The sequence below is a fragment of the Ornithinibacillus gellani genome, from assembly GCF_003730295.1.
In the GTDB taxonomy this organism is placed as follows: domain Bacteria; phylum Bacillota; class Bacilli; order Bacillales; family Amphibacillaceae; genus Ornithinibacillus_A; species Ornithinibacillus_A gellani.
Genome location: NZ_QTSZ01000009.1, coordinates 44,697 through 66,075, shown reverse-complemented (window position 1 = coordinate 66,075; position 21,379 = coordinate 44,697). Strand labels below are relative to the sequence as shown.

General features: G+C 37.1%; 20 protein-coding genes, 1 pseudogene and 1 riboswitch. Of the genes and pseudogenes, 14 read left to right on the top strand and 7 right to left on the bottom strand.

The window, feature by feature from the left end:
• Positions 1-125: 125 nt before the first annotated feature.
• Together DX933_RS02685 and DX933_RS02680 are read left to right on the top strand one after the other, a co-directional pair.
• A pseudogene (locus DX933_RS02685) lies at positions 126-257 on the top strand (JAB domain-containing protein); the annotation flags it as partial.
• A gap of 349 nt (positions 258-606) precedes the next feature.
• Complete coding sequence (locus tag DX933_RS02680; protein WP_223805852.1) at positions 607-1,128, top strand: GNAT family N-acetyltransferase; 522 nt, start codon at positions 607-609, stop codon at positions 1,126-1,128.
• A gap of 489 nt (positions 1,129-1,617) precedes the next feature.
• Here the strand turns inward: DX933_RS02680 and DX933_RS18855 are convergent, their stop codons facing one another.
• Positions 1,618-1,872 (bottom strand): AAA family ATPase, encoded by a 255-nt coding sequence (locus tag DX933_RS18855; RefSeq protein WP_223805854.1) that lies wholly within the window; start codon positions 1,870-1,872, stop codon positions 1,618-1,620.
• A 487-nt stretch (positions 1,873-2,359) separates the two neighbouring features.
• On the opposite strand from DX933_RS18855, the gene DX933_RS18850 reads away from it, so the two are divergent.
• The 4 genes from DX933_RS18850 to DX933_RS02660 all read left to right on the top strand — a co-directional run bounded on the left by DX933_RS18850 (position 2,360) and on the right by DX933_RS02660 (position 6,387).
• Positions 2,360-2,440, top strand: a complete 81-nt coding sequence (locus tag DX933_RS18850; protein WP_223805853.1) for a putative holin-like toxin — start codon at positions 2,360-2,362, stop codon at positions 2,438-2,440.
• 631 nt (positions 2,441-3,071) lie between these two features.
• Positions 3,072-4,388, top strand: a complete 1,317-nt coding sequence (locus tag DX933_RS02665) for a hypothetical protein (protein ID WP_123314939.1) — start codon at positions 3,072-3,074, stop codon at positions 4,386-4,388.
• A 245-nt stretch (positions 4,389-4,633) separates the two neighbouring features.
• Positions 4,634-4,777, top strand: a complete 144-nt coding sequence (locus DX933_RS18345; RefSeq protein ID WP_190279384.1) for a hypothetical protein — start codon at positions 4,634-4,636, stop codon at positions 4,775-4,777.
• Between the two features lie 365 nt (positions 4,778-5,142).
• On the top strand, positions 5,143-6,387 hold the full coding sequence (locus DX933_RS02660; RefSeq protein ID WP_123314938.1) for an anaerobic sulfatase maturase: 1,245 nt from the start codon (positions 5,143-5,145) through the stop codon (positions 6,385-6,387).
• Positions 6,388-6,522: 135 nt separating this feature from the next.
• Here DX933_RS02660 and ribH read toward each other — a convergent pair whose 3' ends face one another.
• From ribH to DX933_RS18695, 5 genes are all read right to left on the bottom strand, one after another.
• Positions 6,523-7,002: a 6,7-dimethyl-8-ribityllumazine synthase gene (ribH, locus tag DX933_RS02655; protein ID WP_123314937.1), complete on the bottom strand. Its 480-nt coding sequence runs from the start codon at positions 7,000-7,002 to the stop codon at positions 6,523-6,525.
• The gene (locus DX933_RS02650) at positions 6,986-8,209 is read right to left on the bottom strand and encodes a bifunctional 3,4-dihydroxy-2-butanone-4-phosphate synthase/GTP cyclohydrolase II (RefSeq protein WP_123314936.1); all 1,224 of its coding nucleotides are present in this window, start codon (positions 8,207-8,209) and stop codon (positions 6,986-6,988) included. Before DX933_RS02650 ends, ribH begins: the two co-directional genes overlap by 17 nt.
• Positions 8,210-8,257: 48 nt before the next feature.
• Complete coding sequence (gene ribE, locus DX933_RS02645) at positions 8,258-8,896, bottom strand: riboflavin synthase (RefSeq protein WP_123314935.1); 639 nt, start codon at positions 8,894-8,896, stop codon at positions 8,258-8,260.
• A 3-nt stretch (positions 8,897-8,899) separates the two neighbouring features.
• Positions 8,900-9,988 (bottom strand): bifunctional diaminohydroxyphosphoribosylaminopyrimidine deaminase/5-amino-6-(5-phosphoribosylamino)uracil reductase RibD, encoded by a 1,089-nt coding sequence (ribD, locus tag DX933_RS02640; protein WP_123314934.1) that lies wholly within the window; start codon positions 9,986-9,988, stop codon positions 8,900-8,902.
• Between the two features lie 129 nt (positions 9,989-10,117).
• Positions 10,118-10,266: riboswitch (FMN riboswitch) on the bottom strand.
• Positions 10,267-10,505: 239 nt separating this feature from the next.
• A complete protein-coding gene (locus DX933_RS18695) occupies positions 10,506-12,326 on the bottom strand; it encodes a M4 family metallopeptidase (RefSeq protein ID WP_397315729.1) in 1,821 nt (606 codons plus the stop codon).
• 222 nt (positions 12,327-12,548) lie between these two features.
• Between DX933_RS18695 and sipW the strand changes: the two genes are divergently transcribed.
• Together sipW and DX933_RS02625 are read left to right on the top strand one after the other, a co-directional pair.
• Positions 12,549-13,082: a signal peptidase I SipW gene (gene sipW, locus DX933_RS02630; protein ID WP_123314933.1), complete on the top strand. Its 534-nt coding sequence runs from the start codon at positions 12,549-12,551 to the stop codon at positions 13,080-13,082.
• Positions 13,083-13,148: 66 nt separating this feature from the next.
• Positions 13,149-13,757 (top strand): TasA family protein, encoded by a 609-nt coding sequence (locus DX933_RS02625; RefSeq protein WP_123314932.1) that lies wholly within the window; start codon positions 13,149-13,151, stop codon positions 13,755-13,757.
• 44 nt (positions 13,758-13,801) lie between these two features.
• Here DX933_RS02625 and DX933_RS02620 read toward each other — a convergent pair whose 3' ends face one another.
• On the bottom strand, positions 13,802-15,043 hold the full coding sequence (locus DX933_RS02620; RefSeq protein ID WP_449579660.1) for a tetratricopeptide repeat protein: 1,242 nt from the start codon (positions 15,041-15,043) through the stop codon (positions 13,802-13,804).
• A 664-nt stretch (positions 15,044-15,707) separates the two neighbouring features.
• Here DX933_RS02620 and DX933_RS02610 point away from each other — a divergent pair.
• From DX933_RS02610 to DX933_RS18785, 6 genes are all read left to right on the top strand, one after another.
• On the top strand, positions 15,708-17,264 hold the full coding sequence (locus DX933_RS02610) for a BCCT family transporter (RefSeq protein WP_123314929.1): 1,557 nt from the start codon (positions 15,708-15,710) through the stop codon (positions 17,262-17,264).
• A 305-nt stretch (positions 17,265-17,569) separates the two neighbouring features.
• Positions 17,570-19,237, top strand: coding sequence for an ABC transporter ATP-binding protein (locus DX933_RS02605; RefSeq protein ID WP_190279383.1), 1,668 nt, complete (start codon positions 17,570-17,572; stop codon positions 19,235-19,237).
• A 188-nt stretch (positions 19,238-19,425) separates the two neighbouring features.
• Complete coding sequence (locus DX933_RS02600) at positions 19,426-19,875, top strand: MarR family winged helix-turn-helix transcriptional regulator (RefSeq protein ID WP_123314927.1); 450 nt, start codon at positions 19,426-19,428, stop codon at positions 19,873-19,875.
• A gap of 202 nt (positions 19,876-20,077) precedes the next feature.
• Positions 20,078-20,506 (top strand): MFS transporter, encoded by a 429-nt coding sequence (locus DX933_RS18795; protein ID WP_317843070.1) that lies wholly within the window; start codon positions 20,078-20,080, stop codon positions 20,504-20,506.
• A complete protein-coding gene (locus DX933_RS18790) occupies positions 20,503-20,871 on the top strand; it encodes a hypothetical protein (protein ID WP_317843072.1) in 369 nt (122 codons plus the stop codon). Before DX933_RS18795 ends, DX933_RS18790 begins: the two co-directional genes overlap by 4 nt.
• Entirely contained in the window at positions 20,772-21,332 is a 561-nt protein-coding gene (locus tag DX933_RS18785; RefSeq protein ID WP_317843069.1) for an MFS transporter, read from the top strand. Before DX933_RS18790 ends, DX933_RS18785 begins: the two co-directional genes overlap by 100 nt.
• The last annotated feature ends 47 nt before the right edge of the window (positions 21,333-21,379 follow it).

Genomic DNA, 21,379 nt, shown 5'->3' with positions numbered 1-21,379 from the left:
ATTGTCATCTCATAATTACATTGTATTTTTTCTTTTGATTTAATGCGTTAAATATATGTCCTTAAAGTAAAAACATTGATGTTAATGGATTTTTAGTAATTTACTCTTGATAAGACGTTACACCATCGATGGAGGATATTAACGTTACAAAGGGATTAGTAGAAGCAGGAAAGTTACTATGCATTGAAATACTAGATCACATGGTAGTGAATAATGATAACAGTTTTACTAGCCTGAAAGAAAGAGGTTATATTTAAAAGGGAAAACCACTCCCTTTTTTCTTCTAGATATATTGCGGGTTAAAAAGAGAAATATTTGATAAGCTCCTAACAATTTGTAAACGGAAGAACAATTTCTACTTCCATGTCAGTTGCAGAAATAAATACCCGCCAAAAAAATGTATCACAAGTGATATCTTCTTTATCATTTAATGGCAGTAAATGTACCAGTGAATGACAGACCATTTTCCAATTCAAAGTTTATGGATAATCATAACTATGAATTCGTAGATATTAGTACCGAGAATGTTATACTTATTGTACAAATTTAAGTGATTTCAATAAAAACATTCTTCACAAGCGGCCATTCAGTGGCATAATAAATTAAATGCAAGGGGTGGGCATTTTGAAGATAATAGAGACGAAACTATTATACCTTAGGGAGTTAAATATGAACGATCAATCCGATTTATCGAAAGTGCTTTCTGATTCAGAGTCTATGCAATATTACCCTCATCCCTTTAACCAAGGAGAGGTTAAAAATTGGATCAAATGGAATGTGGAAAATTATAAGCAATATAATCACGGACTATGGGCAGTTGTTTTAAAAGAAGAGGATACATTTATCGGTGATTGTGGAATAACTATGCAGGATATCGATGGTATCAGGCTACCTGAAATCGGGTTCCACATTATTAAAAAGTACTGGAATAAGGGATATGCCACAGAAGCGGCGTCTGCTTGTAAGGAATATGCATTTAATGTTCTGGGCTATTCCGAAATATTTTCATATACGACCTTGAATAATATTCCATCACAAAAAGTTGCGAAAAAAATCGGGATGGAAGCATATAAGTTTTTTGAGAAGAATGATGAACAACAAATCGTTCAAGTTACATACAAAAAATAAAGCGAAATGAATATTAGTAATTCACACGTAATATACACACAATATACAGGTAATATACACGGTTGCTGTCATCTTACTTGCTGGAATAATAGTTAATAAAACGACAGATAAAAAGCCTAGTTTCCTTTTTTGTTGGGAAATTAGACTTCTGATAACAAAGCGGCTTATTTTGAACAAAATGTAAAATTCATATTAATTGTATCAAGCAAAAAAGGCAGTAAGGTCAATTATCATCTACTTTCGATAAAAGTTCTGCTACTAATAATGAATTAATTAGATCCTCAATAGTATTTTTTATTTGTCTGTAATTTGGAGTACTGTAATCCAAAATAGTGTCTAATTTACTTTTTACATGATCTATCAAACCAGATTTATTTACTACTAATTTTTCTTCCTCGTCCAATTCGTTAAAGGAATCCTTAAATATCAGGTCAATAATACTGATAATACTTTCCATGTCATGGCTGGAATTTAATTAATTTGTTGAACCTATAATACAGAGGCGCTCCAATGGTAGCCATTTTTGTTGCTGTAATTGGACGTACATATAATAATAGCGTCCTCTAAATTAACGTTAAAATTTCTGTCTTTAAAAATACCTTCATCAAACATTTGGTAGAAAGCGGAATATACAGTATCAAACGTTTTGTCGAACTCATCAAGTAAAATAATATTTATTTCTCTTTCTAGTAAGCCTAAGGCGCAACTTTTAGCGTTATGAGTTTCACCAAATAAATAATCCATAGACTTGCTGTTTTGAAACATTGACATATAATTACTAAAGGCTCCTTTTTATTTCTCCCTTGATACAATTTGAGGGCACTTAAAATTTCTTCTTTAACATTTTCTTGTCCAATTATATGACTCGAATAGTTGCGGTAAATGTCTAACAATATATTTTTTGCAATTTCAGTATATTTATGTTTTTTAATTTCCAAATCATATTCCATGTTGTTGTTATGAACCATTAGTTTAAGGTTCTTTTCGATTAACTCTGTTGGGTTTTGCATGAATATGAAGGGGCAGCAAATGATGCTGTTTATGGACGTCTGCTTGAAAAGGAAAGAAAGAACATTGATGATTGGTTGCAAGGCAAAAATGAGAGAGGAAAACTACAAACAATAGATTTAGAAATGATGTGAAAAGCTTAGTAGTTTGTTATCATTATTATTAGTGTAATAGGGCTTTCATGAGTGGTAGTTCACCCCTTTTTTAGAAAGGGGGTGATAACATGACGGTATTTGAATCTTTGGTTTTGATGATTGCTTTTGCAACGTTAACTGTGGCAATGCTGTCAGAACGAAAAAAGTAACCACCCATTGAACGCCTAGCAAGCATTTGGGTTGGTTACCTTTTCCAACTTAACAATGTAAGCTGCCCCCTTGAAGGGCTGTTACACACAAGACCGTTCATGTTAGAGCATGGACGGTCTTTTATTATTTTATGTGCTTCTATGTATAGTATACCTTATTTTCTGTTAGAAATAAACATAACGAATTACAGAAGAAGAGATTGGTGACCCCTTTCTATGTTAGTATGGATGTTTTGCGGCGTGAAAATTGGTTGAACAAGTGTTATACATCAAAAGCCTCTATAACAAAAAACATTTTTTATCTAGAAACATTTTTCTTCAATCAAAAATTTCCCCTCACATATTTTAATTCCGTTTGCATGTATCATACCTAGAATAAAGAGGTTTTATTTAAAAGGGAGAGATAACTCCCTTTGGTAATAATACGGAATTACATTTTCCAACACGTATTCTTGTTATTGTGGTGTAAAAGTACTAATTTATTTAAGGTAGTATATCCTTTTTCCTAGATTATCCATTTCCAAAACCAGGCCATTTGGTATAATTTCTTAAAATTTACTAAACTTTACGCCCTATATTTGATATAATTTGCATTCATTTATAATTTTTGGAATAGGAGTGTATTATTTCTATGCTACAACGATTATTTGTTAGCGCTCTATTTGTTTCGACATTATTTCTCTTAGCTAGTTGCGGTGGAGATGAAGAAGCAAATAAAGAGAAAGACAGGGAAGAGATAGAAGAATCTACTGACAATGAGTCATCAAGCGATTCTTACGAGATGATTAATTTTGTAGAAGAATTTGAATCTAAATCTATTGATGAATTAAATGATAAAGAAGAGCTCGAGATAGATCCAGATAATTTTACAAAATATGAGGTATTTGATTTTTATGATGCATACGATGGTAGTATTTTTGCAGAATCTGATAATTTTTTATTTTCATTGGATGAGAAGACAGAAAAGAATGTTGCTTTAAAGTCTTTAGATCAAAAGAACGTACCTCAGGAATCAATTGAAAATCGAATGTATATTGGGATGCTATGGGGAGTTGTTTCAGACGATACACATATATATTCTAGTTTTCATGAGCCAGATTTAAGTAATGATGATCATCTAGTGAAGATAGATAAAAAAGAACATACGCTTGAATACTTAAGAAAATTAGAAGAACTAGAAATGCTAATTGATGCATACAATCAATATGTACTTATTATTGATGAAGACAAGGGAACATTTACTTTGTATGATACAGAAAAGAAAGAAGATGTATGGTCGATAGATTCCTTTTTCATGATGGATTCAGAACTATTAGACGATGAATTATTAATATATGGGGAAAGTGGTATTTTTATATTCGATTTTGAAACCGGGGAAGAAAAGGTAAAGAATGAAGACGAGGAAATTACGAATGCAGTTTTTTATGAAGATGAAATATATGTCGTTTATAAAGGAGAAAGTGCTGCAGATTTCAAGTATACAATGGCCAGATTTGACGCGGAAAGTGGAGAAATAGATGACTTTTTAGAAACACCAACAATGCCGATAACTCCAGATAGTGAAGATTTAGATGCTAAGATAATAAATAATACTTTATATTTTTATTTTGAGGTAGGTTTGATGGCAGTAGATTTGGAGTCGGAAGATATTAAATGGATTGTATCAGCAGGAGATGATCTGACAGATCTTTTTGAAGAAGATCTTGAATTTTATGTTGATTTTTATGATGATCGTATTTTTGCGCTTATCAATTATGGGGATGAAGAAAAAAGCTCCATGGCGGAAATTGATAAAGAAACTGGAGAGTTCACTCAATACTATGATTTTCCAGACGAAATTCAACAAGTAACACGACCGATATATGATCCAATAAAAGAGGAGCTAATCTATATGCAAAAGGTTACAGAAATGGAAGAAAGGACAAAAACATATTTATTACCATTATAAAAGTGCATTACATTGAGACCATGCACTCAATAATATTATCAATCGTGTTAAATGGTTCTGCAAGGTGTGGAAACGTCATTTGCAATTACTGATACAAATAACTGCAAGGTTGGTATAAGCTAGATGCAATAATCTAAGGATTAAGAACTGATGTGTAAAGATTAGTAGTTTGTTAAATTTTTTATTTCTGTAATAAGTACTTTCATGAGTGGTAGTTCACCCCTTTTTTAGAAAGAGGGTGAACCATGGCAGTATTTGAATCATTGGTTGGTTTTGATGATCGCTTTTGCATCGTTAACGGTGGCAATACTGCCAGAACGAAAAAAAGTAACCCAGTATTTTATAACTTCCGAACATGTGAAGCTGTTTTGAAAGAAAATCCGTTGTAAATGATGAACAGAGTGCTTGTGAATCCTAATTAGTTCATGCTAAAAATTAAATAAATATTAATCAAAAACCCTTTCTCACATTCGTGGGGGAGGGTTTTTGCGTATCTAAAGGTACCTTTTAGATCCACAAGCCGGAATCAATCTTTCAATGCACCACATAATTAGAAATTTAGACAAACTTATGATTGGAAACGATATTCAATCGCTACTTATCGGGTGCTAGTATAGACATAGGACATATAACAACTTCATGACTTGCAATGTTACGTATCGAGGTAGGCAGCCGGTTACGTGTGAAGATTTTGAACAAGCGCTATAAGATGCATAAATTGAACCAGGTTTTAGACGTAAAGGGGATACATACGATGAATGCTTTAGGTACAATGAATAAACCGCTCATTTCGGGTGTCATGTGGAAGACGGTTTCGGAAGCTTGTAATCTTGCTTGTGATTATTGTTACTATAGTAGATTGAATGGTCGGCCAGGTAAAATAGAACGTATTGCTGATGATGTTCTGGAAAAGTTCATTTGTGAATATATGGAGATGAAAAAAGGGGTTGTCCCTTTTGCATGGCAAGGTGGCGAGCCATTATTAGCGGGATTGGATTTCTTTAAGAAGGTTGTTTCGTTACAGGCAAAATATGCACCAAAAAACACAATTATTAGTAATTCCATTCAAACCAATGGAACCATGATAAAACAAGAGTGGGCCGAATTCTTTAAGCAGTTTAACTTTTTAGTTGGTATCAGTCTTGATGGAACAGAAGAGATGAATGATGCGAGAAGAGTAACGGGTTCTGGTAAAGGAAGCTTTAAGGCCATTATGAATGGGATACAACATTTAAGAAATGCGAATGTTGATTTTAATATTCTATCCGTTATCCATGAAAATAACGTTTTTAGAGCGAAGGAATTAATGGCGTTTTACAAACAAGAAGGGTTCACATTTGTACAATTTATACCTTGTATGGATTTTAAAGCACAAGATGTTGATCAACCAGGGAAGTATTTAATTACACCAAAACAATATGGTGACTTTCTATGTGAAGCATTTGATAGTTGGTATAATGACGGGCACCCTGAAATATCGATTCGTTTTTTTGATAATATGTTAGCTGTTTACCTGAATCAGGAAGCGGAAAGTTGTATGCATCGGGAAACCTGTCCAACTACCATTGTTTTTGAACAAAATGGTGATGCATATCCATGTGACTTTTATATACACGATAAATACTGCTTGGGGAATATTGGAACCGATTCTTTAGAAAGCATTGTGAATCATGAGAAGATGAAATTGTTTTTGAAAAAAAAGCCAGCTATACCCGATGCTTGCAAATCATGTGAATTCCTTAAACTGTGTCATGGCGGCTGTCCGCGTAATCGTCAGCATGATGAATCAGATCTTGATTATTTTTGTGAAAGCTATCAACAGGTTTATCGGTATGCCCATGAGAGAATGAAAGTGGTTGCTTTAAATTACAGGAAAAAAGAGTATACGAAGTTGAAGAAAAATAATTTCCGTTTTCCAGGAAGAAATGAGCGCTGTCTATGCGGAAGTGGAAAAAAATATAAAAAATGCTGTGAAGCTATTGTAGAGCAATTATCATAACCCAATAATAAAAGTTCCCGTTGAATAGGGGATTTCCATTATTGAGCGAAACCTTGAATCCTAGCGTTTTCCCTTGACTTGTTTCCCCAAAGGCTAGATTTAGCCTTTGGGGAACTGCCTTCATAGCTTTCTATATTAGATGGTCGTTTTGTCCATATTTTTATAAAGATTGGCCATTTCAATTGCTCCGACAGCTGCTTCGTAGCCTTTATTTCCTGCTTTAGTACCAGCACGTTCTATTGCTTGTTCGATTGTTTCAGTTGTTAGTACGCCAAACATAATAGGAATCCCGCTTTGCATCCCTATATTGGCAACTCCTTTTGCTACTTCACTGCTTACATATTCAAAATGCGGAGTAGCACCTCTAATGACGGTTCCTAGTGTAATCATCGCATGAAAACCACCTTGTTCCACGAGTTTCTTTGCAGCAAGCGGTATTTCAAAAGCTCCCGGTACCCACATCATTGTTATATTATCCTCATGAACGCCGTGTCTTCTCAGTGCATCTACTGCTCCATCCAGTAATTTGCTTGTGATAAATTCATTAAATCTTGAAACGACTATACCAATATTTAAATCTGTTCCAACTAAGTTTCCTTCAAGTTGTTTTTTCATATGATTCTGCTCCTTTAATGGTTAATAAATGTCCAAGCTTTTCACGTTTTGTTTGAAGATAATATTCATTATCTTTGTTAGCTGGTACCTGAAGGGGAACACGTTCCACCACGTCTATGCCGCCTTCAGTGAGACCTGTAATCTTTCGCGGGTTATTGGTTAATAAACGTACCTGTTTTACATCAAGGTTTCTTAATATGTCTGCGCTTATCTCATAGTTGCGTAAATCGGCTTTGAAACCTAATTTATGATTTGCTTCCACCGTGTCGTAGCCTTCTTCTTGCAGCTTATACGCTTTTAATTTATTGATGAGACCAATGCCTCTGCCTTCTTGTCTCATATATAGCAGGATGCCTTTTCCTTCCTGGTTGATTTGTGAAAGGGCGGCATGAAGCTGAGGTCCACAATCACAACGATTGGAGCCAAAGACATCCCCGGTTAAGCATTCTGAATGGATCCTTACTAAAATAGGTTCATCGGCATGAATTTCTCCTTTTACCAGTGCAATATGTTCCTTGCCATCCAGTATGCTCGTATATCCGATTGCCTTAAAGTCTCCAAATGCAGTAGGAAGCTTGATTTCCACTTCCTGTTTGATAAACGATTCATGCTCCAGTCGATACTTGGCTAAATCTTTAATGGTAATCATTTTTAAATCAAATTTACTTGCGATCGCCTTTAAATCATTCACTCTAGCCATTGTTCCATCATCATTCATGACCTCGCAAATGACGCCGACGGACTTTGCGTTTGCTAAGCGCGCTAGGTCGATGGCAGCCTCTGTGTGACCGGCACGTTGTAACACACCCCCATCTTTCGCCACAAGGGGGAAAATATGTCCTGGTCGTCTAAAATGACTTGGAAGGACATCTGTATCTAATACTTTTTGGATGGTTAGGGCCCGTTCATATGCACTAATTCCTGTGGTCGTTTCGATATGGTCAATACTAACCGTAAAGGCCGTTCCATGGTTATCTGTGTTGACCTCGACCATTGGTTTTAATTCAAGCTTACTAGCAAGAGCTGCTGACATAGGCATACAAACAAGTCCTCTGCCTTCTTTCACCATAAAATTAATCATATGCGGTGTTACCAATTCACCTAGCCCTACGAAATCACCTTCGTTTTCCCGATTCTCATCATCACAAACGATGATTACTTTTCCTACCTGTAAATCTTTCAGTGCTTCCTCTATGGTATGGAACATCGTATGATTACTCCTTTCCGTTCGTTTTCATAACGGATTTTCATTCAGTTACATAAAGCCATTTTCCTTGAGAAAATCAACAGATATACGGTTTTGACGACTGTTATCCACAAAGGAATGGACATATTTTCCGAGTAAATCAAATTCAATATTTACGTTATCACCAATTTTTTTCATACCTAGGACACTTTCCTTTGCGGTATGAGGAATGAGGGATACAGTCAATTGACGGGCAGACGTCCCAAATATGGTTAAAGAAATGCCATCAAGTGCCACAGAGCCTTTATATAATGATAGATGATGAAAGGCTTCCGGGTATTGAATATCCATATAGATGGCATTTTCTCTTGGTTCTTTTTTTACAATTTGTCCTACCGTATCCACATGCCCTGTTACAAAATGCCCGCCAAATCTTCCATTTGCAGGTATAGCTCTTTCCAGATTAACGATTGACCCATGCTTCAAGTTGGCTAGGGAAGTGCTGCGGAAGGTTTCAGGCATAACATCTAAACAAAATGTTGCCTGGGTAAATGCGTTTACAGTTAGGCACACGCCATTCACCGACATACTATCTCCGAGCTTGATATCCTCTAACACTTTTTTCGCTTCAATATGGAGTTGTAATGTGTTCCCCTGGGAATGTATGCTTTGAATCTTCCCTATTTCTTCAATGATTCCGGTAAACATGCTTCACATCCTTCCCGGTTTTGCTGTGATTTTAATATCAGGACCTAACCGTTTGATTTCTGTAAATTGGAGCGGCTTTCCGGACTTCACAAGGTTAGAACCTATTCCTCCAACAAAGGAAATAGCATCCCTGCCGCCAATAATTTTTGGAGCAATATACGTAATAACTTGTTGAAAAGCATTTGCCTCTATAAAGGAGGCATGAACCTTTGCGCCACCTTCCACAAGAATAGACGTGACCTGTAGCTCACCCAGCTTCTTCAAGACTTCTGGAAGGGAGAGGGTGCTTCTCTCTTGAGATATGATTGTGATGCCATATCTTTCGATTGCTATTTTCTTTTCCTGATCAAACGAGTTTCCTGTGAAAATAATTGTTTTTGCTGCGCAATCTTGTATTACATTTGCGGACATTGGAATGTTTAAATTCGTGTCCAATACAATTCGAATGGGATTTATTCCACCACGGGGTCTTCTGGTGGTTAAAAGGGGGTTATCCTGAATGATGGTATGGATTCCTACTAATATTCCATCATGTTCGTGACGAAGATGGTGTACATCTTGTCTTGATTCAGGAGAAGTAATCCATTTACTATCTCCAGATTTAGTCGCTATTTTACCGTCTAATGAAATGCCTGCTTTAATGGTTACGTATGGAGTGTTTGTTTGGATAAAATGAAAAAACTTTTCATAGAGCTGCTTTGCTTCTGGATGACCTAAACCGACCTCGACTTCAATACCTGCACTTTGAAGCTTCTCAACACCTTTCCCTGCAACGAGCGGATTCGGATCAAGTGTTGCTACAAAAACTCTTTGGATGCCGGTTTTGATGATAAGGTCAGCACATGGTGGTGTTTTTCCATGATGGCTGCACGGCTCAAGTGTTACGTACATGGTTGCGCCTTTAGCGGAGCTGCCGGCTTCTTTGATGGCATGAACCTCTGCGTGGGGAGTTCCAGCCTTTACATGTACACCCGTCCCAACCAATTGGCCATTCTGCACCAATACAGCACCGACACTAGGATTAGGACTGGTTTGACCAAGTACAGCCTTTGCTAATGATATGGCCAAGTTCATATATTCATGATCGTTCATTTCAAAAAATACAATCTCCTCTCATCATATTCTCCATACAAACAAAATCTCCCTTACCAATATTGGAAAGGGAGAAAAGCATAACAAATAAACGTCAAAAAATAGCAAATAGCATTTTTGAACCATTTGTTTTTCCTTCTCCCATCCAGACTTTAACTGTCGGCTTTGGAGTTTCACCAAATCCACCGTTTTCATATCACCTATGAACCCGGGTCACGGACTAAGAGGCATGCCTCATCACCGTCGGTTGGGAATTTCACCCGACCCCGAAGGAAACCTATTGAATTATAAAGTGATTATAACACCACTAATGGAACTATACAAAGCTTTCAGTGTTTGGTTTGAGGATTCGGTAGGGAGAATTATGTATTTTCGGGACAAAAAAGTAATCATTCAATACATCTGTTCTCTTTGTAGATTGTATGATAAACAGTTGCAATAACGATGAAACGTAGCATATCCATACATTCAAAAAATCCCCCAACCAATTGTGGCAGGGGATTTTTTACATTGAATTTTACTGTACGCCAACTGCGTCGTATGCTGCGTTGACTGTATCTACTTCAGCAGATGCTTCTCCAAAAAGGTCTTCTGCTGCTTGGATAGCTGCTTGACGCATATCACTAAAGCTGGAAGAAGCTGTTAGGTAATGGGTTAGGGTGCGATAAAAAAGTTTTTCTGCTTTTGATTTACCAATTCCTTCTACTGTTACACCGTAATGTGTGCCGCCTTCTGTAATGAGGTGGGCTGCTTTGTTGTTAATACTACTGTTAATATGAACGCCTCCATTATCTTCTTCACCAAGATAACGGTCGTCATAATGGTCTGGGTAAAAGCCTGTTTCTGTTAAATACATCGGGATTGATGCTGGATCTTTCATGTCACGTAGTCCAACACCTGGATCATGTGGCATGTATATGTCTTCTCCTAAAAGCCATAGGTCCTCACCCGTTTTATTTTCAATGAAAGCACCCATAATATCTGCTAATGATTCATTTAATGCGCCTGATTCATCTTCATAGATGAGGTCGGCAGTATGTGTAATAACACCATGGGTCATTTCATGTCCAATGACATCTAATCCCCCGGAAGTAGAAATCATCAATGAACCGTCACCATCACCGTATATCATTTGTTTACCGTTCCATCCGGCGTTATTCCATTGTGCTCCTACATGTACGGTTGAGATGAGTTTCATTCCTTCGTCATCAAGGGAATCTCTTTCAAACACTTTTTCATAGTAATCATACACTTTTCCAGCATTCACATGGGCAGATACTGCTGCTGGATCATAAAAGAAATTCGATGCAGTTGTCACTTCAAATCCTGTAAAACCTAGCAGACCTGAAAGTATTATAAATGCCATCTCCGGCATCCGGTTTGCTTGGAAGGTGTGGATTCCATCTGCTCTGGTTTCGTCAAATAAATGATGCTCATTCGTTTCCAAATCCAAAACAGTATTTAAAGTCAGCATGTTTCCGAAGATGTCTATCCCTCTAGAAGCAGCTGGTTCAGACGAGTTTGGTTCTTCTAATTCTGGAACTTCCGGACTATCCTCCTCTGAATCAGCCTTTGGAAAGCTGTCCTCGCGCGAATCTTCTACAGCTGGCGTCATTTCATGAAACGCATCGAAATCTTTGATAACGTCACCTGTTGTCGCATCAATGAAATAATGGAAGTATCCTGGAACTGGTTTTGAAGTGGATGCTTTTACAAAGTAAGCCAACGTATGATTGCCGTTCTCTGGATATAAAATCAGCTCGGATTCGATACCATCATATGATTTTACTTCTCCAATGTCTGCTTCAATATTATTTTTGACAACATCAACTGCTGCTGCTTCTGTTAACGCTGGGTCTGTGGAGATGTTAGCTTCGGCTAGATCTGGTGTTACCTTCCCAAAATAGGTTGTCACTTGATTGTCTTTCCCTACCGCTACTGTCTGTTCGGATCCATAAACAGGTACACCCTGATAGACTTCAACTGTACGGAAATGTGCTATGTCTGTTTCGGAGTCGTTTAATTGGTCAATGATCTTAAATTGACTTTTTGCCTCTTGTACCTGCATTTTCACATTGCTTGACATCGTTTTTTGCTTTCCGTGTAATACTTCATTCTGCAGGAATAATAGGGCTGCTTCTTCTTTGCTGATTCCATCTGCCGTGTTCCATGTACCAACCATGTATGCGGGCGTATTTAATTCCTCGTTATACCTTATCTTTTGCTCATCTGCAAATACGGTTGTTCCTGAGAGCGATAACCCGGAGAAAGCTAACGATGCTGTCAAAATCACTGGCAGCGCTTTCTTTTTTAATGCATGCTTCTTCAAAAAAATCACCTCTCCTTAATGTTATTGAATTCATATTCTATTATTGGGGGCTATCAGGCTACCGTCAATTGGGTTATAACAAACCTTGTTCCTATCACGTTTCATCGATTCCACGGCCAAAAACATGCCGATTTTTAGTCAAATTGATAGAAAAATAACCCAATTTACACTTTTCTAATAGGGTGCTAGCATAAAAGATAGTTACGCAGGAAGAGCAAAGGAGGCTCAAGCATGAAAAAAGTGGTAAGTGGGACAATCAAAGGTGTGTTTCTTGTATTCATTTGTTTACTGGCAGTTTTATTTCTATCTACGAAGGCCTCGGGTGGAGAACCAACTTTGTTTCAGCATCAAATCAAGGTTGTCGTGTCTGGATCAATGGAGCCGGAGATTCAAACAGGATCTATTATCTTAAATAAGCTAATTGAACCAGATACCACTTACAAGAAAGGAGATATTATTACTTTTCATTCAGAGGATAAATTGGTAACCCACCGCATTGTTGATGTAAAGGAGGTTAAAGGTGAATCCATCTTCCAAACGAAGGGTGATAATAACAATGCCCCCGATGCCCATTATGTTTCAAAAGGAGACATAACTGGGAAGTACACAGGATTTACGATTCCTAAGCTAGGTTATATCGCTAATTATGTTACCTCCGAGATGGGCTTTGCACTACTACTATTTATTCCGGGCTTACTCATGGTCCTATCGACTGCCCGTTCGATTATCGTTGCTACGAAAGAAATGGAAGCAAAGCAAGCTTAATAACAGTAATGACCTGTTTGCTTATGTAAAACAGGAAAAATAAATCATACAAGGGGAGGAATAGAAATGAGCTTTACAAAGAAGGTAAGTAAAGGATTGTTAACCGCTGCATTGGGCTTTTCATTAATGGGAGGTGGAACATACGCCTATTTCAGTGATCAGGTTGAAACCAATAATACATTTGCTGCTGGTACACTTGATCTATCCGTTAACCCGGAAACGATTGTTAATTTGGACAACCTGAAGCCGGGTGATGAGATTTCCCGTGAATTTACCCTGACCAATGATGGGACTTTGGATATTGGGAAGGTGTTATTGGAAACAAGCTATGTCGTAGATGACAACCAGGGTAATAATACAGATGATTTTGGCGATCATATCAAGGTAACCATCCTTTATAATCAAGCAAATGCGACAGTTGAAGTAATGGAAACAACTTTAAAGGAATTACAGGACATTAAGCCAGACATTACGGCAATTGATGAATTTGTCGGTGGGGTAAAGGGACCGCACGGACTGGAGCCAGGAGACACAGATAAAATAATTGTTTTATTTGAGTTTGTTGATAATGGAGAGGATCAAAACCAATTCCAAGGAGATGCATTGCAGCTGAAGTGGAAGTTCATCGCGGAACAAACTGATGGGACACTTGATGAAGGTGGGGAAGATAATTAAAAACCCCGAGAATCACCCATATATTCTCGGAGTTGCAGTTCAATTCAAGATAATTGATGTTCAAAAAGCTTTGTCGCTTTCATGTATTGATTGGTTTCTACATATCGATTAAATAGTAATTTTCCATATCGGTTGTAGTAAACGATGTGCTCAATAGAAGAGAAATAAGGAAGTGCCTTTTCCTCGAGAAATTGAAAGTATTTCATATCATTGTTTTCAGCCTTTAGTTTCATTAATTGAAAAAGAATTGAAAAGTGCTTACTATTTAATTTTTTTGCGAGGGAAAGGCCATCTTTAATTCGTTTAACAATCTGCTTTTTATCATATTTCCTACTTTCTAAGCATGCATCGATATAATTGCATAGATGAAGCAAATAGGAAGAAGAACCAGGATCTCCTAAATGTAATGCTTGTTCATAGCATTGCTTCGATGATTCATAATCGCCTTTATTAAAGTATTCAAAGCCTAGGTTATTTAATAGAAGTACTTTTTTATCGATCAGTCCGAGTATTTCACTGTTATGAATTAAGCTCTCGTACCGTTCCACCAGGTCATTAAAGTCTACAGACATGTCTCTGCTCATTTGCAGAAGCATGACATTCTCAGCATTAATTGCTTGCGCATAATTATTTGTTTCTTTAAAATAACGTAATGCCTTTTCCGCGAAAAAATAAGCCATAATATATGAGCCGATTAAATGATATCCGATAGCCAGGTGATAATAATACTCCTTGTTTCCATATGCCTCTATACTTATCTTTTTTAAATACTGAATAGGTATGGTATTACTCTTTAGATTCGTCCGATCACTAATGTAATAGATTCCATAAATATGCCATAATAGATTATTTTCATATGGTGTAAGATTTGATTGCGTTTTTTTCACCTTTTCTATGATTTCGAAAGCTGCAGCACCTTTCCCGCAAATGATGAGGTATCTTGCTTTCAGTAATTGATAATGTGCTGCATAGTAAGGTGATTCTACCAATGTTATTTTCTCTAATTGTTGCTTTAATTGTTCCATTTCATCGATTCTTCTCATGATAATGGCTTGATGCCATTGGTCTAGTAGTTTTTCTACTTTACCAAGCTTGTCGATTTCTTTTTCTATGTCAATCGATAGCCGTTCTGAAAACAAAGATATAATCTCGCTGGAATAAGCCGTTTTCCCACGCTCTATTGTACTTACATGTGTCGTTGTACAAATTCCTTCCCCTAATTGAGCTTGCGTTAAGTTTTGTCTTTCCCGATAAAACTTAATAATTTCCCCTTCCAAGTCAATCACTCCTATGGTAAGTAATGTTTTCAGATTAAAGGAACTATTATGATAATTATAGGGTCTTTTAAAATGCTTTGCCATAGGGATAATTCACTATTTCTATGAGGATAAAAGTGGTGATAGGTGCTTTAAAATCAGTATATTCACCCACAATAGTCACGGCACACTTTCTATTAGATGTTTATTTTTTAGGGATAGTATGTTACTCTCAATAATGCCATTATAAATTTTCCTATTCTTTTGATATACGGAAATTTATAATGGTTGTTTTTTTGCCAAACGCTAATGAGCTTTTCCTATACGAGTATGTACATGGATGTACCTATAGTTGGAAGGAAAGAAGCCAATCCTATTCGGAAAAAGAATAGATGAAGTGTGTAGAAATTATTTCGTGATCAAAAAAGCAAAAAAACACCAACGTATATTTATAGGTACGTGTAATGAGATTAGTCGTATGGGGACTAATCAGCTGTCTCTCCTACATTATGAGAATCAGCTAGTGCCGCCATATACGTCTTTATATGTGATTGGGTGGCATTGCGCCAAGTACTCCCTCTTACTGGATTTGTAGACAATGTGCAAATCATAAAGAAAAAAGAAAACATGGGAATGTGATGGTCCCAGAAGGTTATGATCACACTGTATACAAAATGAATATTGGAGGGGAAACATGACGAAAGACTATTGGAAGATCATTCGTCGAAGTATTGATTGGCCTGTATTTTTATGGAGTGGAGGCCTATTAGTAGCATTCGTGCTATTTTCAATTATAAAAATCGATCAAGTTAGCAACTTTGTGAATAAGGGATTTGATTTATCCATTCGCTACTTCGGGGCGTATTGGCAATTTTTAATGGTGGCGACCTTTATAGTGGGTGCCGTATTGGCATTTTCAAAGTATGGAAAAGTTCGCCTAGGTGATGCAGTAAAGCCGGATATGTCTTATTTTAAATGGACGGCTGTCATCTTGACGACAGGTCTTGGAGCGGGTGGTGTATTTTGGGCTGCCGCAGAGCCGATGTACTATTTTTTAGATGTGCCCCCGATGCAAAAAGGAATAACAGACGCAACGAATGAGGCAATTGGTCCTGCATTGGCACAGAGTTACATGTCATGGGGATTCACCGCATGGTCTGTGTATGGCGCAGTGAGCGCTATTATTTTGATTTATGCGCATAAACATAAGGGAATGCCGTTGAAGCCGCGCACACTATTGTATCCGATTTTAAAAGAACGGATTTTAACGAGTAAATGGGGAGCGGTTGCCGATATCGTTTGTATTATTGGTGCAGCCGCTGGTACGATTGGTCCCATTGGTTTTCTTGGTTTGCAAGTCAGCTATGGAATCCATTCTATTTTTGGTATACCAGATACATTTGAAACACAGCTTGTAGTCATTACGGTTCTACTAGCAGTTGTACTCGTGTCTGCACTCACAGGAATTGAAAAAGGAATTCAGTTTTTAAGTAAGCTAAACGTGAATGTTGTCGTGGTGATTGCTGTCTTTTTAGTTGTGTTTGGTCCAGGACAGTTCATTCTCAGTAAATTTTTCACTTCCTATGGAACCTATTTCACTGATTTTATTAAGATTAGTGCATTCCGTGGGGACGATGCGTGGCTTGGAAGCTGGATGCTATTCTTCTTCGGATGGTTTATTGGATTCGGCCCTTTGGTGTCCTTATTTGTTGCAAGAATATCCAATGGAAGAAAAATACGCGAAATATTTTTAGTGGTTGCAGTCATTGCCCCTGTTGTAACCAATTTTTGGTTTACCGTACTTGGTGGCACAGGTATTTTTTATGAAATAAATAATCGTGGTTCTGTTAGTGGGCCGCTAAATGATGGTGGATTGCCAAGTGCAATCATCGCAATTGCAGAGCAGATGCCATTAGGATTCATGATGCCCTCCGTGTTCTTAATTTTGACCACGTTATTTGTCGTCACGACAGTTGATTCCATGTCGTATTCCATTTCCATGGCCGTAACAGGAGAGGGAAATCCGCCAAAAGTGATTCGATTATTTTGGGCAGTTATCATGGCAGCCATTGCCGCTATCCTCATTGAAATTGGCGGCGGTGGAATTGGCGCCTTGCAATCATTTGTTGTTATCGCAGCCGTACCTGTATCCATTCTATTGCTTCTTGTCCTATGGTACGCACCAAAAGTAGCAAGACTACTGGCATTAGAACAGGGCATTGTTAAGAAAAACAAGAAATTCCACGTTTAAGGATTGTTTGTTTTGTGGATTCATAGATAGCTAAAGGTGAATGTATAACAAGCACTTGTGTTTTTGATCCTGCTTGAAACATTTATCCTAGCATGTATAATAGAAACTGTAATAAATGTGTCAATTGTAAATAGTCTAAATGATTTTGGTAACTTGGTAAGAGTTGTATGGCTCGAGTGGGTTATTCAATCTGCTATACCATAACAATTTAAAACTAAATCCATCATTTAAGTCCCTCAACCAAATGCGGTTGGGGGATTTTTGTGATGTTTTTTAGCAATCATTGGAAAACAAGGAGGGTATGTATGAAGGTAAGTAATGTAGGGCGGATATTATCACCTCTGCGAAAAGAAAAAATGCTTGTATTTGGCTCGATTATTGCCGGAATTCTGGCAGCAGTATTGAACCTATCACGTCCAATACTCATTGGAGCAATAATCGGAGAATTGGCAGATGGCAAACCGGATGACACGCGCTTTATATGGCTTGTGTCTTTTTTTGTATGTAGCTGGGTACTGACATGGGCAGTATCCATTATAGCAAATTATGTCGGTACAAAAACAAACCAAAACATATTAAAAAGTCTACGTATGCAGGTATTGCATCATTTTCTGCGATTAGCACCTGTAGAAAGTGAACGAATCAGCGCAGGACGTGTGGAGGCTTATATTACATCAGACCTGCCAGTTTGGGCTAGACTGTATGGGCCCTTACTAGCGGAGTCGGTTCATTCACTAGCACAATTTATAGGAGCAATGATTGCTTTATCACATTTAGATTCTCGATTAACATTATGGATTGCTCCATTTTTATTGTTAGGGTTTTTCATACCATTCACTACCTCACAGTATTTTGTAACTTTAAATCGTCATGTACAGTACGCTCTTTCACATGTGTTGGAAAAATCAACCGATACAATCCACGGTTTTCGAGATTTGATTAGCTTTCGAGCCGAGAACTGGGCATTAGAGCGATATCAATCGGTATGCAGCATCTCCTATCGTACCGAGGTAAAACGGGATGTAACGCAAGGACTGTTTCAAATAATAGGTGCCTCCATGGAGGTTATTTCCTATCTTCTTGTACTGATTGTTGGTGGAAGGCTAGTGGTGATAAATGAGTTGGGTATTGGAGACCTGGTAAGTTTTTTGGGAACTATTGAACTGATTTTCTTTCCAGTTCGTTATGCAAATGATTTATTTGGAACCGTACTCCAATCATATGCTGCGGCCAAACGTATTTGGGAATTTTTAGATCGTGAAAAAATGAGAAGGCAACTCCCACAATTTAATGGAATCAAATTAAAATCCGTTAATTTTAAATATTTGGGATCTAACAAGCAAGTATTAACGGATATTACCTGCTCTATTGAAAAAGGAAAATTGGTTGCAGTTGTTGGGAAAAGCGGGTCTGGAAAATCTACATTGCTTCAGCTCATGGCTGGACTGTATTCGAATACAGGCGGAGAGGTGGAGTATTTAGGAGATGATCGTGTATCAACAGCCTATGTATGGCAGGATCCTTTTTTATTTAATGATTTACTATATGATAATTTGACCTTTGGTAAGGCTATTCCGATGGACGAAATAAAAAAGGTTGCTTCAAGTGTAAACGCAGATACTATTATTGCTAATTTGAAGGAGCAGCTTTTATCACATGTACAGAGGAATGGAAGTAACTTTTCAGGAGGAGAGCGTCGACGTCTTGCACTAACCAGGGCTTTGCTATCTAGACCAGGCTGTTTGATATTAGATGAACCGACGGCAGGTTTGGATGACGAAAATGCAAAAATGGTATGGGATGTAATTGAATCGCTATGGTCGCGGGTTACCAGAATTATTAGTACGCATCGTTTAGAAGAAGCAAAAAAAGCCGACTTCATTTTGGTGTTGCAAAACGGGAAATTAATTGAATCTGGTTCTCACCATGAATTAATGGTGAAAGAAGGATATTATGCAAGCATGTTTTATTGAAAAAAATGATTAAATATATACTTCATACCAATGGTTAAGTGGAAATTTTATATACATGTTTTTATATTTGATTCATTAGATTCATAATATTTTCAACTAAATATTTTAAGAGCAAATCGTTTAGCGCTATACTATTTTGTGCTATAATACATTTGTGACAAATATATGAATAAAAATGGGTGATGTGAATGAGAAAAGCTTCTATTTTTGAGTTGATTCGCACCGCAGAGCTACTAAATGATAAGACAATTATTCATTTTTTAAATAGCTTTACTGAAAATGTCGGCATCTCACAAATTCTAGTTCTTTCGCAGTTACGTGAAAAAGGTCCGCAAAAGCAATCACAGCTTGCTAATACGTTGGGTTATACTCCGGGAGCTATGACGGGGATATCTAATAAGTTGATTGAATTGGGATATGCGGAACGGAAATATGATGAAAATGATAGAAGGATTATTTTATTAAAGGTAACCGACAAAGGGTTGGAATTGCTACAGGAAGCACAAAAGCAAGGACAAGCGGTAAGGGAAAATCTGTATTCGGTATTATCGGAGGAAGAAATAATGCAGTTATTAGCTATTCAAAGAAAACTTTTAAACCATATATTGAATATCGAGTCTGAATCAAAGGAAAGGTAATACCGACTAGGCTATATTTTTTTGTTATGTACTGATTTTTGCTGTGGCTCTTTCCAATATATAATAAAAGCTTTAACAGTAAAAAAGGGATAAGCAATAGTTAGTGCTATGTATAGCATTATGGGTATGAATAGAAACTAACTAAATATAGCATTTATGATCAAATGGCACACAAAAAATTTACTTGAAAGTGGAGAAAAAAATGGGGCAAACAAAAAATAAGATTCATTTCGCGTGGTTTGTATTGATTGGATTATGTATCACAGTTGGTTTAGGTAAAGCAGCTTTAAATAATACAGCGGGATTATTTATAACGCCAATTTCCGAAGACCTGGGTATAGGGGTTGGAAATTTAACTTTATACTTAAGTATTTCTGCAGTAGTTACGATGTTTTTTCTACCAATTGGTGGGAAAATCATGGCCAAATATGATGCGAGGATTGTATTAACTGTCGCAATCATTTTGCAGGCCGGTTCCTATGCAGCATTCGGATTGATGAATTCTGTCTGGGGCTGGTATATCTTTTCGATTCCACTAGCTGTTGGTGGTGTATTTATTACTGTAATCGCTGGACCAGTGCTTGTTGAGCGTTGGTTTAGAAAAAAAGCGGGATTGCACTTGGTATTATGACTGCAGTTGGTGGTTTATTAGGTGCATTTACGCAGCCCATTGTAGGAAGCCTAATTTCCAATATGGGTTGGAGAAATGCTTATTATTCGATAGGAATTGCAGTGATTATTATTGTCGTTCCAACAATATTGTTATTGCTGAGACAAAGTCCGAAAGATAAAGGTCTTCAGCCATATGGGGTCGACATGGTTGATGAGGATAAGGAAAAAGAGAATAAACCTCAGGGTATTGATTTCGACATTGCAAAAAAATCCAAAGCGTTTTTATGTTTAGCAATATCTTCTTCATCATTACAGCCATTTCCAGTTTTGCCGTTCATATTCCGACCTATTTGGCTGACCATGGATACCAGGTTGCCTTTGTAGGGAATCTAATGGGATCTATGATGGCTGGTGTGTTTATTGGGGCATTGCTATTTGGATATTTATCAGACAAGATTGGTGCCAAAAAGACATCCTTGTTGGCAATGATTATTGGGATTATTTCAATCGCCTTATTACTTTTATTCATAGACAATGTTGTAGCACTTGTTATTGCGTTAATCTTTTTTGGATTTGTAACATCTGCTATTGGAACAATTGCACCTGCGATGACTTCCGCTTTATTTGGAAGTAAGGATTATAGCCGAATTTATTCAACTGCTTCCATGGGACTAGCTGTTGCATCAATTATCGCGCTCCCTGCATATGGTTATCTTTTTGATTTTACGGGTAGCTATCTGTATGCACTTATAGCAATTATTGTTATGTTCGCAGCTAACATCTTTTTCATCATTTTATCTTTCCGAGACAAAGATAAGTTGGTTCAAGAAGGTCATTGGAATTAAATTGTTGTTTTCTCGGGTATAGGAATACAAAAGAAAAAGAAAGGTGA

Bases quoted from the DNA above. Each gene is read 5' to 3' on its own strand.
- DX933_RS02680 (WP_223805852.1), top strand. From the start codon at position 607: ATGCAAGGGGTGGGCATTTTGAAGATAATAGAGACGAAACTATTATAC.
- DX933_RS18855 (WP_223805854.1), bottom strand. From the start codon at position 1,872: ATGGATTATTTATTTGGTGAAACTCATAACGCTAAAAGTTGCGCCTTA.
- DX933_RS18850 (WP_223805853.1), top strand. From the start codon at position 2,360: ATGACGGTATTTGAATCTTTGGTTTTGATGATTGCTTTTGCAACGTTA.
- DX933_RS02665 (WP_123314939.1), top strand. From the start codon at position 3,072: ATGCTACAACGATTATTTGTTAGCGCTCTATTTGTTTCGACATTATTT.
- DX933_RS18345 (WP_190279384.1), top strand. From the start codon at position 4,634: ATGGCAGTATTTGAATCATTGGTTGGTTTTGATGATCGCTTTTGCATC.
- DX933_RS02660 (WP_123314938.1), top strand. From the start codon at position 5,143: ATGAATGCTTTAGGTACAATGAATAAACCGCTCATTTCGGGTGTCATG.
- ribH (WP_123314937.1), bottom strand. From the start codon at position 7,002: ATGAAAAAACAACTTGAAGGAAACTTAGTTGGAACAGATTTAAATATT.
- DX933_RS02650 (WP_123314936.1), bottom strand. From the start codon at position 8,209: ATGTTCCATACCATAGAGGAAGCACTGAAAGATTTACAGGTAGGAAAA.
- ribE (WP_123314935.1), bottom strand. From the start codon at position 8,896: ATGTTTACCGGAATCATTGAAGAAATAGGGAAGATTCAAAGCATACAT.
- ribD (WP_123314934.1), bottom strand. From the start codon at position 9,988: ATGAACGATCATGAATATATGAACTTGGCCATATCATTAGCAAAGGCT.
- sipW (WP_123314933.1), top strand. From the start codon at position 12,549: ATGAAAAAAGTGGTAAGTGGGACAATCAAAGGTGTGTTTCTTGTATTC.
- DX933_RS02625 (WP_123314932.1), top strand. From the start codon at position 13,149: ATGAGCTTTACAAAGAAGGTAAGTAAAGGATTGTTAACCGCTGCATTG.
- DX933_RS02610 (WP_123314929.1), top strand. From the start codon at position 15,708: ATGACGAAAGACTATTGGAAGATCATTCGTCGAAGTATTGATTGGCCT.
- DX933_RS02605 (WP_190279383.1), top strand. From the start codon at position 17,570: ATGAAGGTAAGTAATGTAGGGCGGATATTATCACCTCTGCGAAAAGAA.
- DX933_RS02600 (WP_123314927.1), top strand. From the start codon at position 19,426: ATGAGAAAAGCTTCTATTTTTGAGTTGATTCGCACCGCAGAGCTACTA.
- DX933_RS18795 (WP_317843070.1), top strand. From the start codon at position 20,078: ATGGGGCAAACAAAAAATAAGATTCATTTCGCGTGGTTTGTATTGATT.
- DX933_RS18790 (WP_317843072.1), top strand. From the start codon at position 20,503: ATGACTGCAGTTGGTGGTTTATTAGGTGCATTTACGCAGCCCATTGTA.
- DX933_RS18785 (WP_317843069.1), top strand. From the start codon at position 20,772: ATGTTTAGCAATATCTTCTTCATCATTACAGCCATTTCCAGTTTTGCC.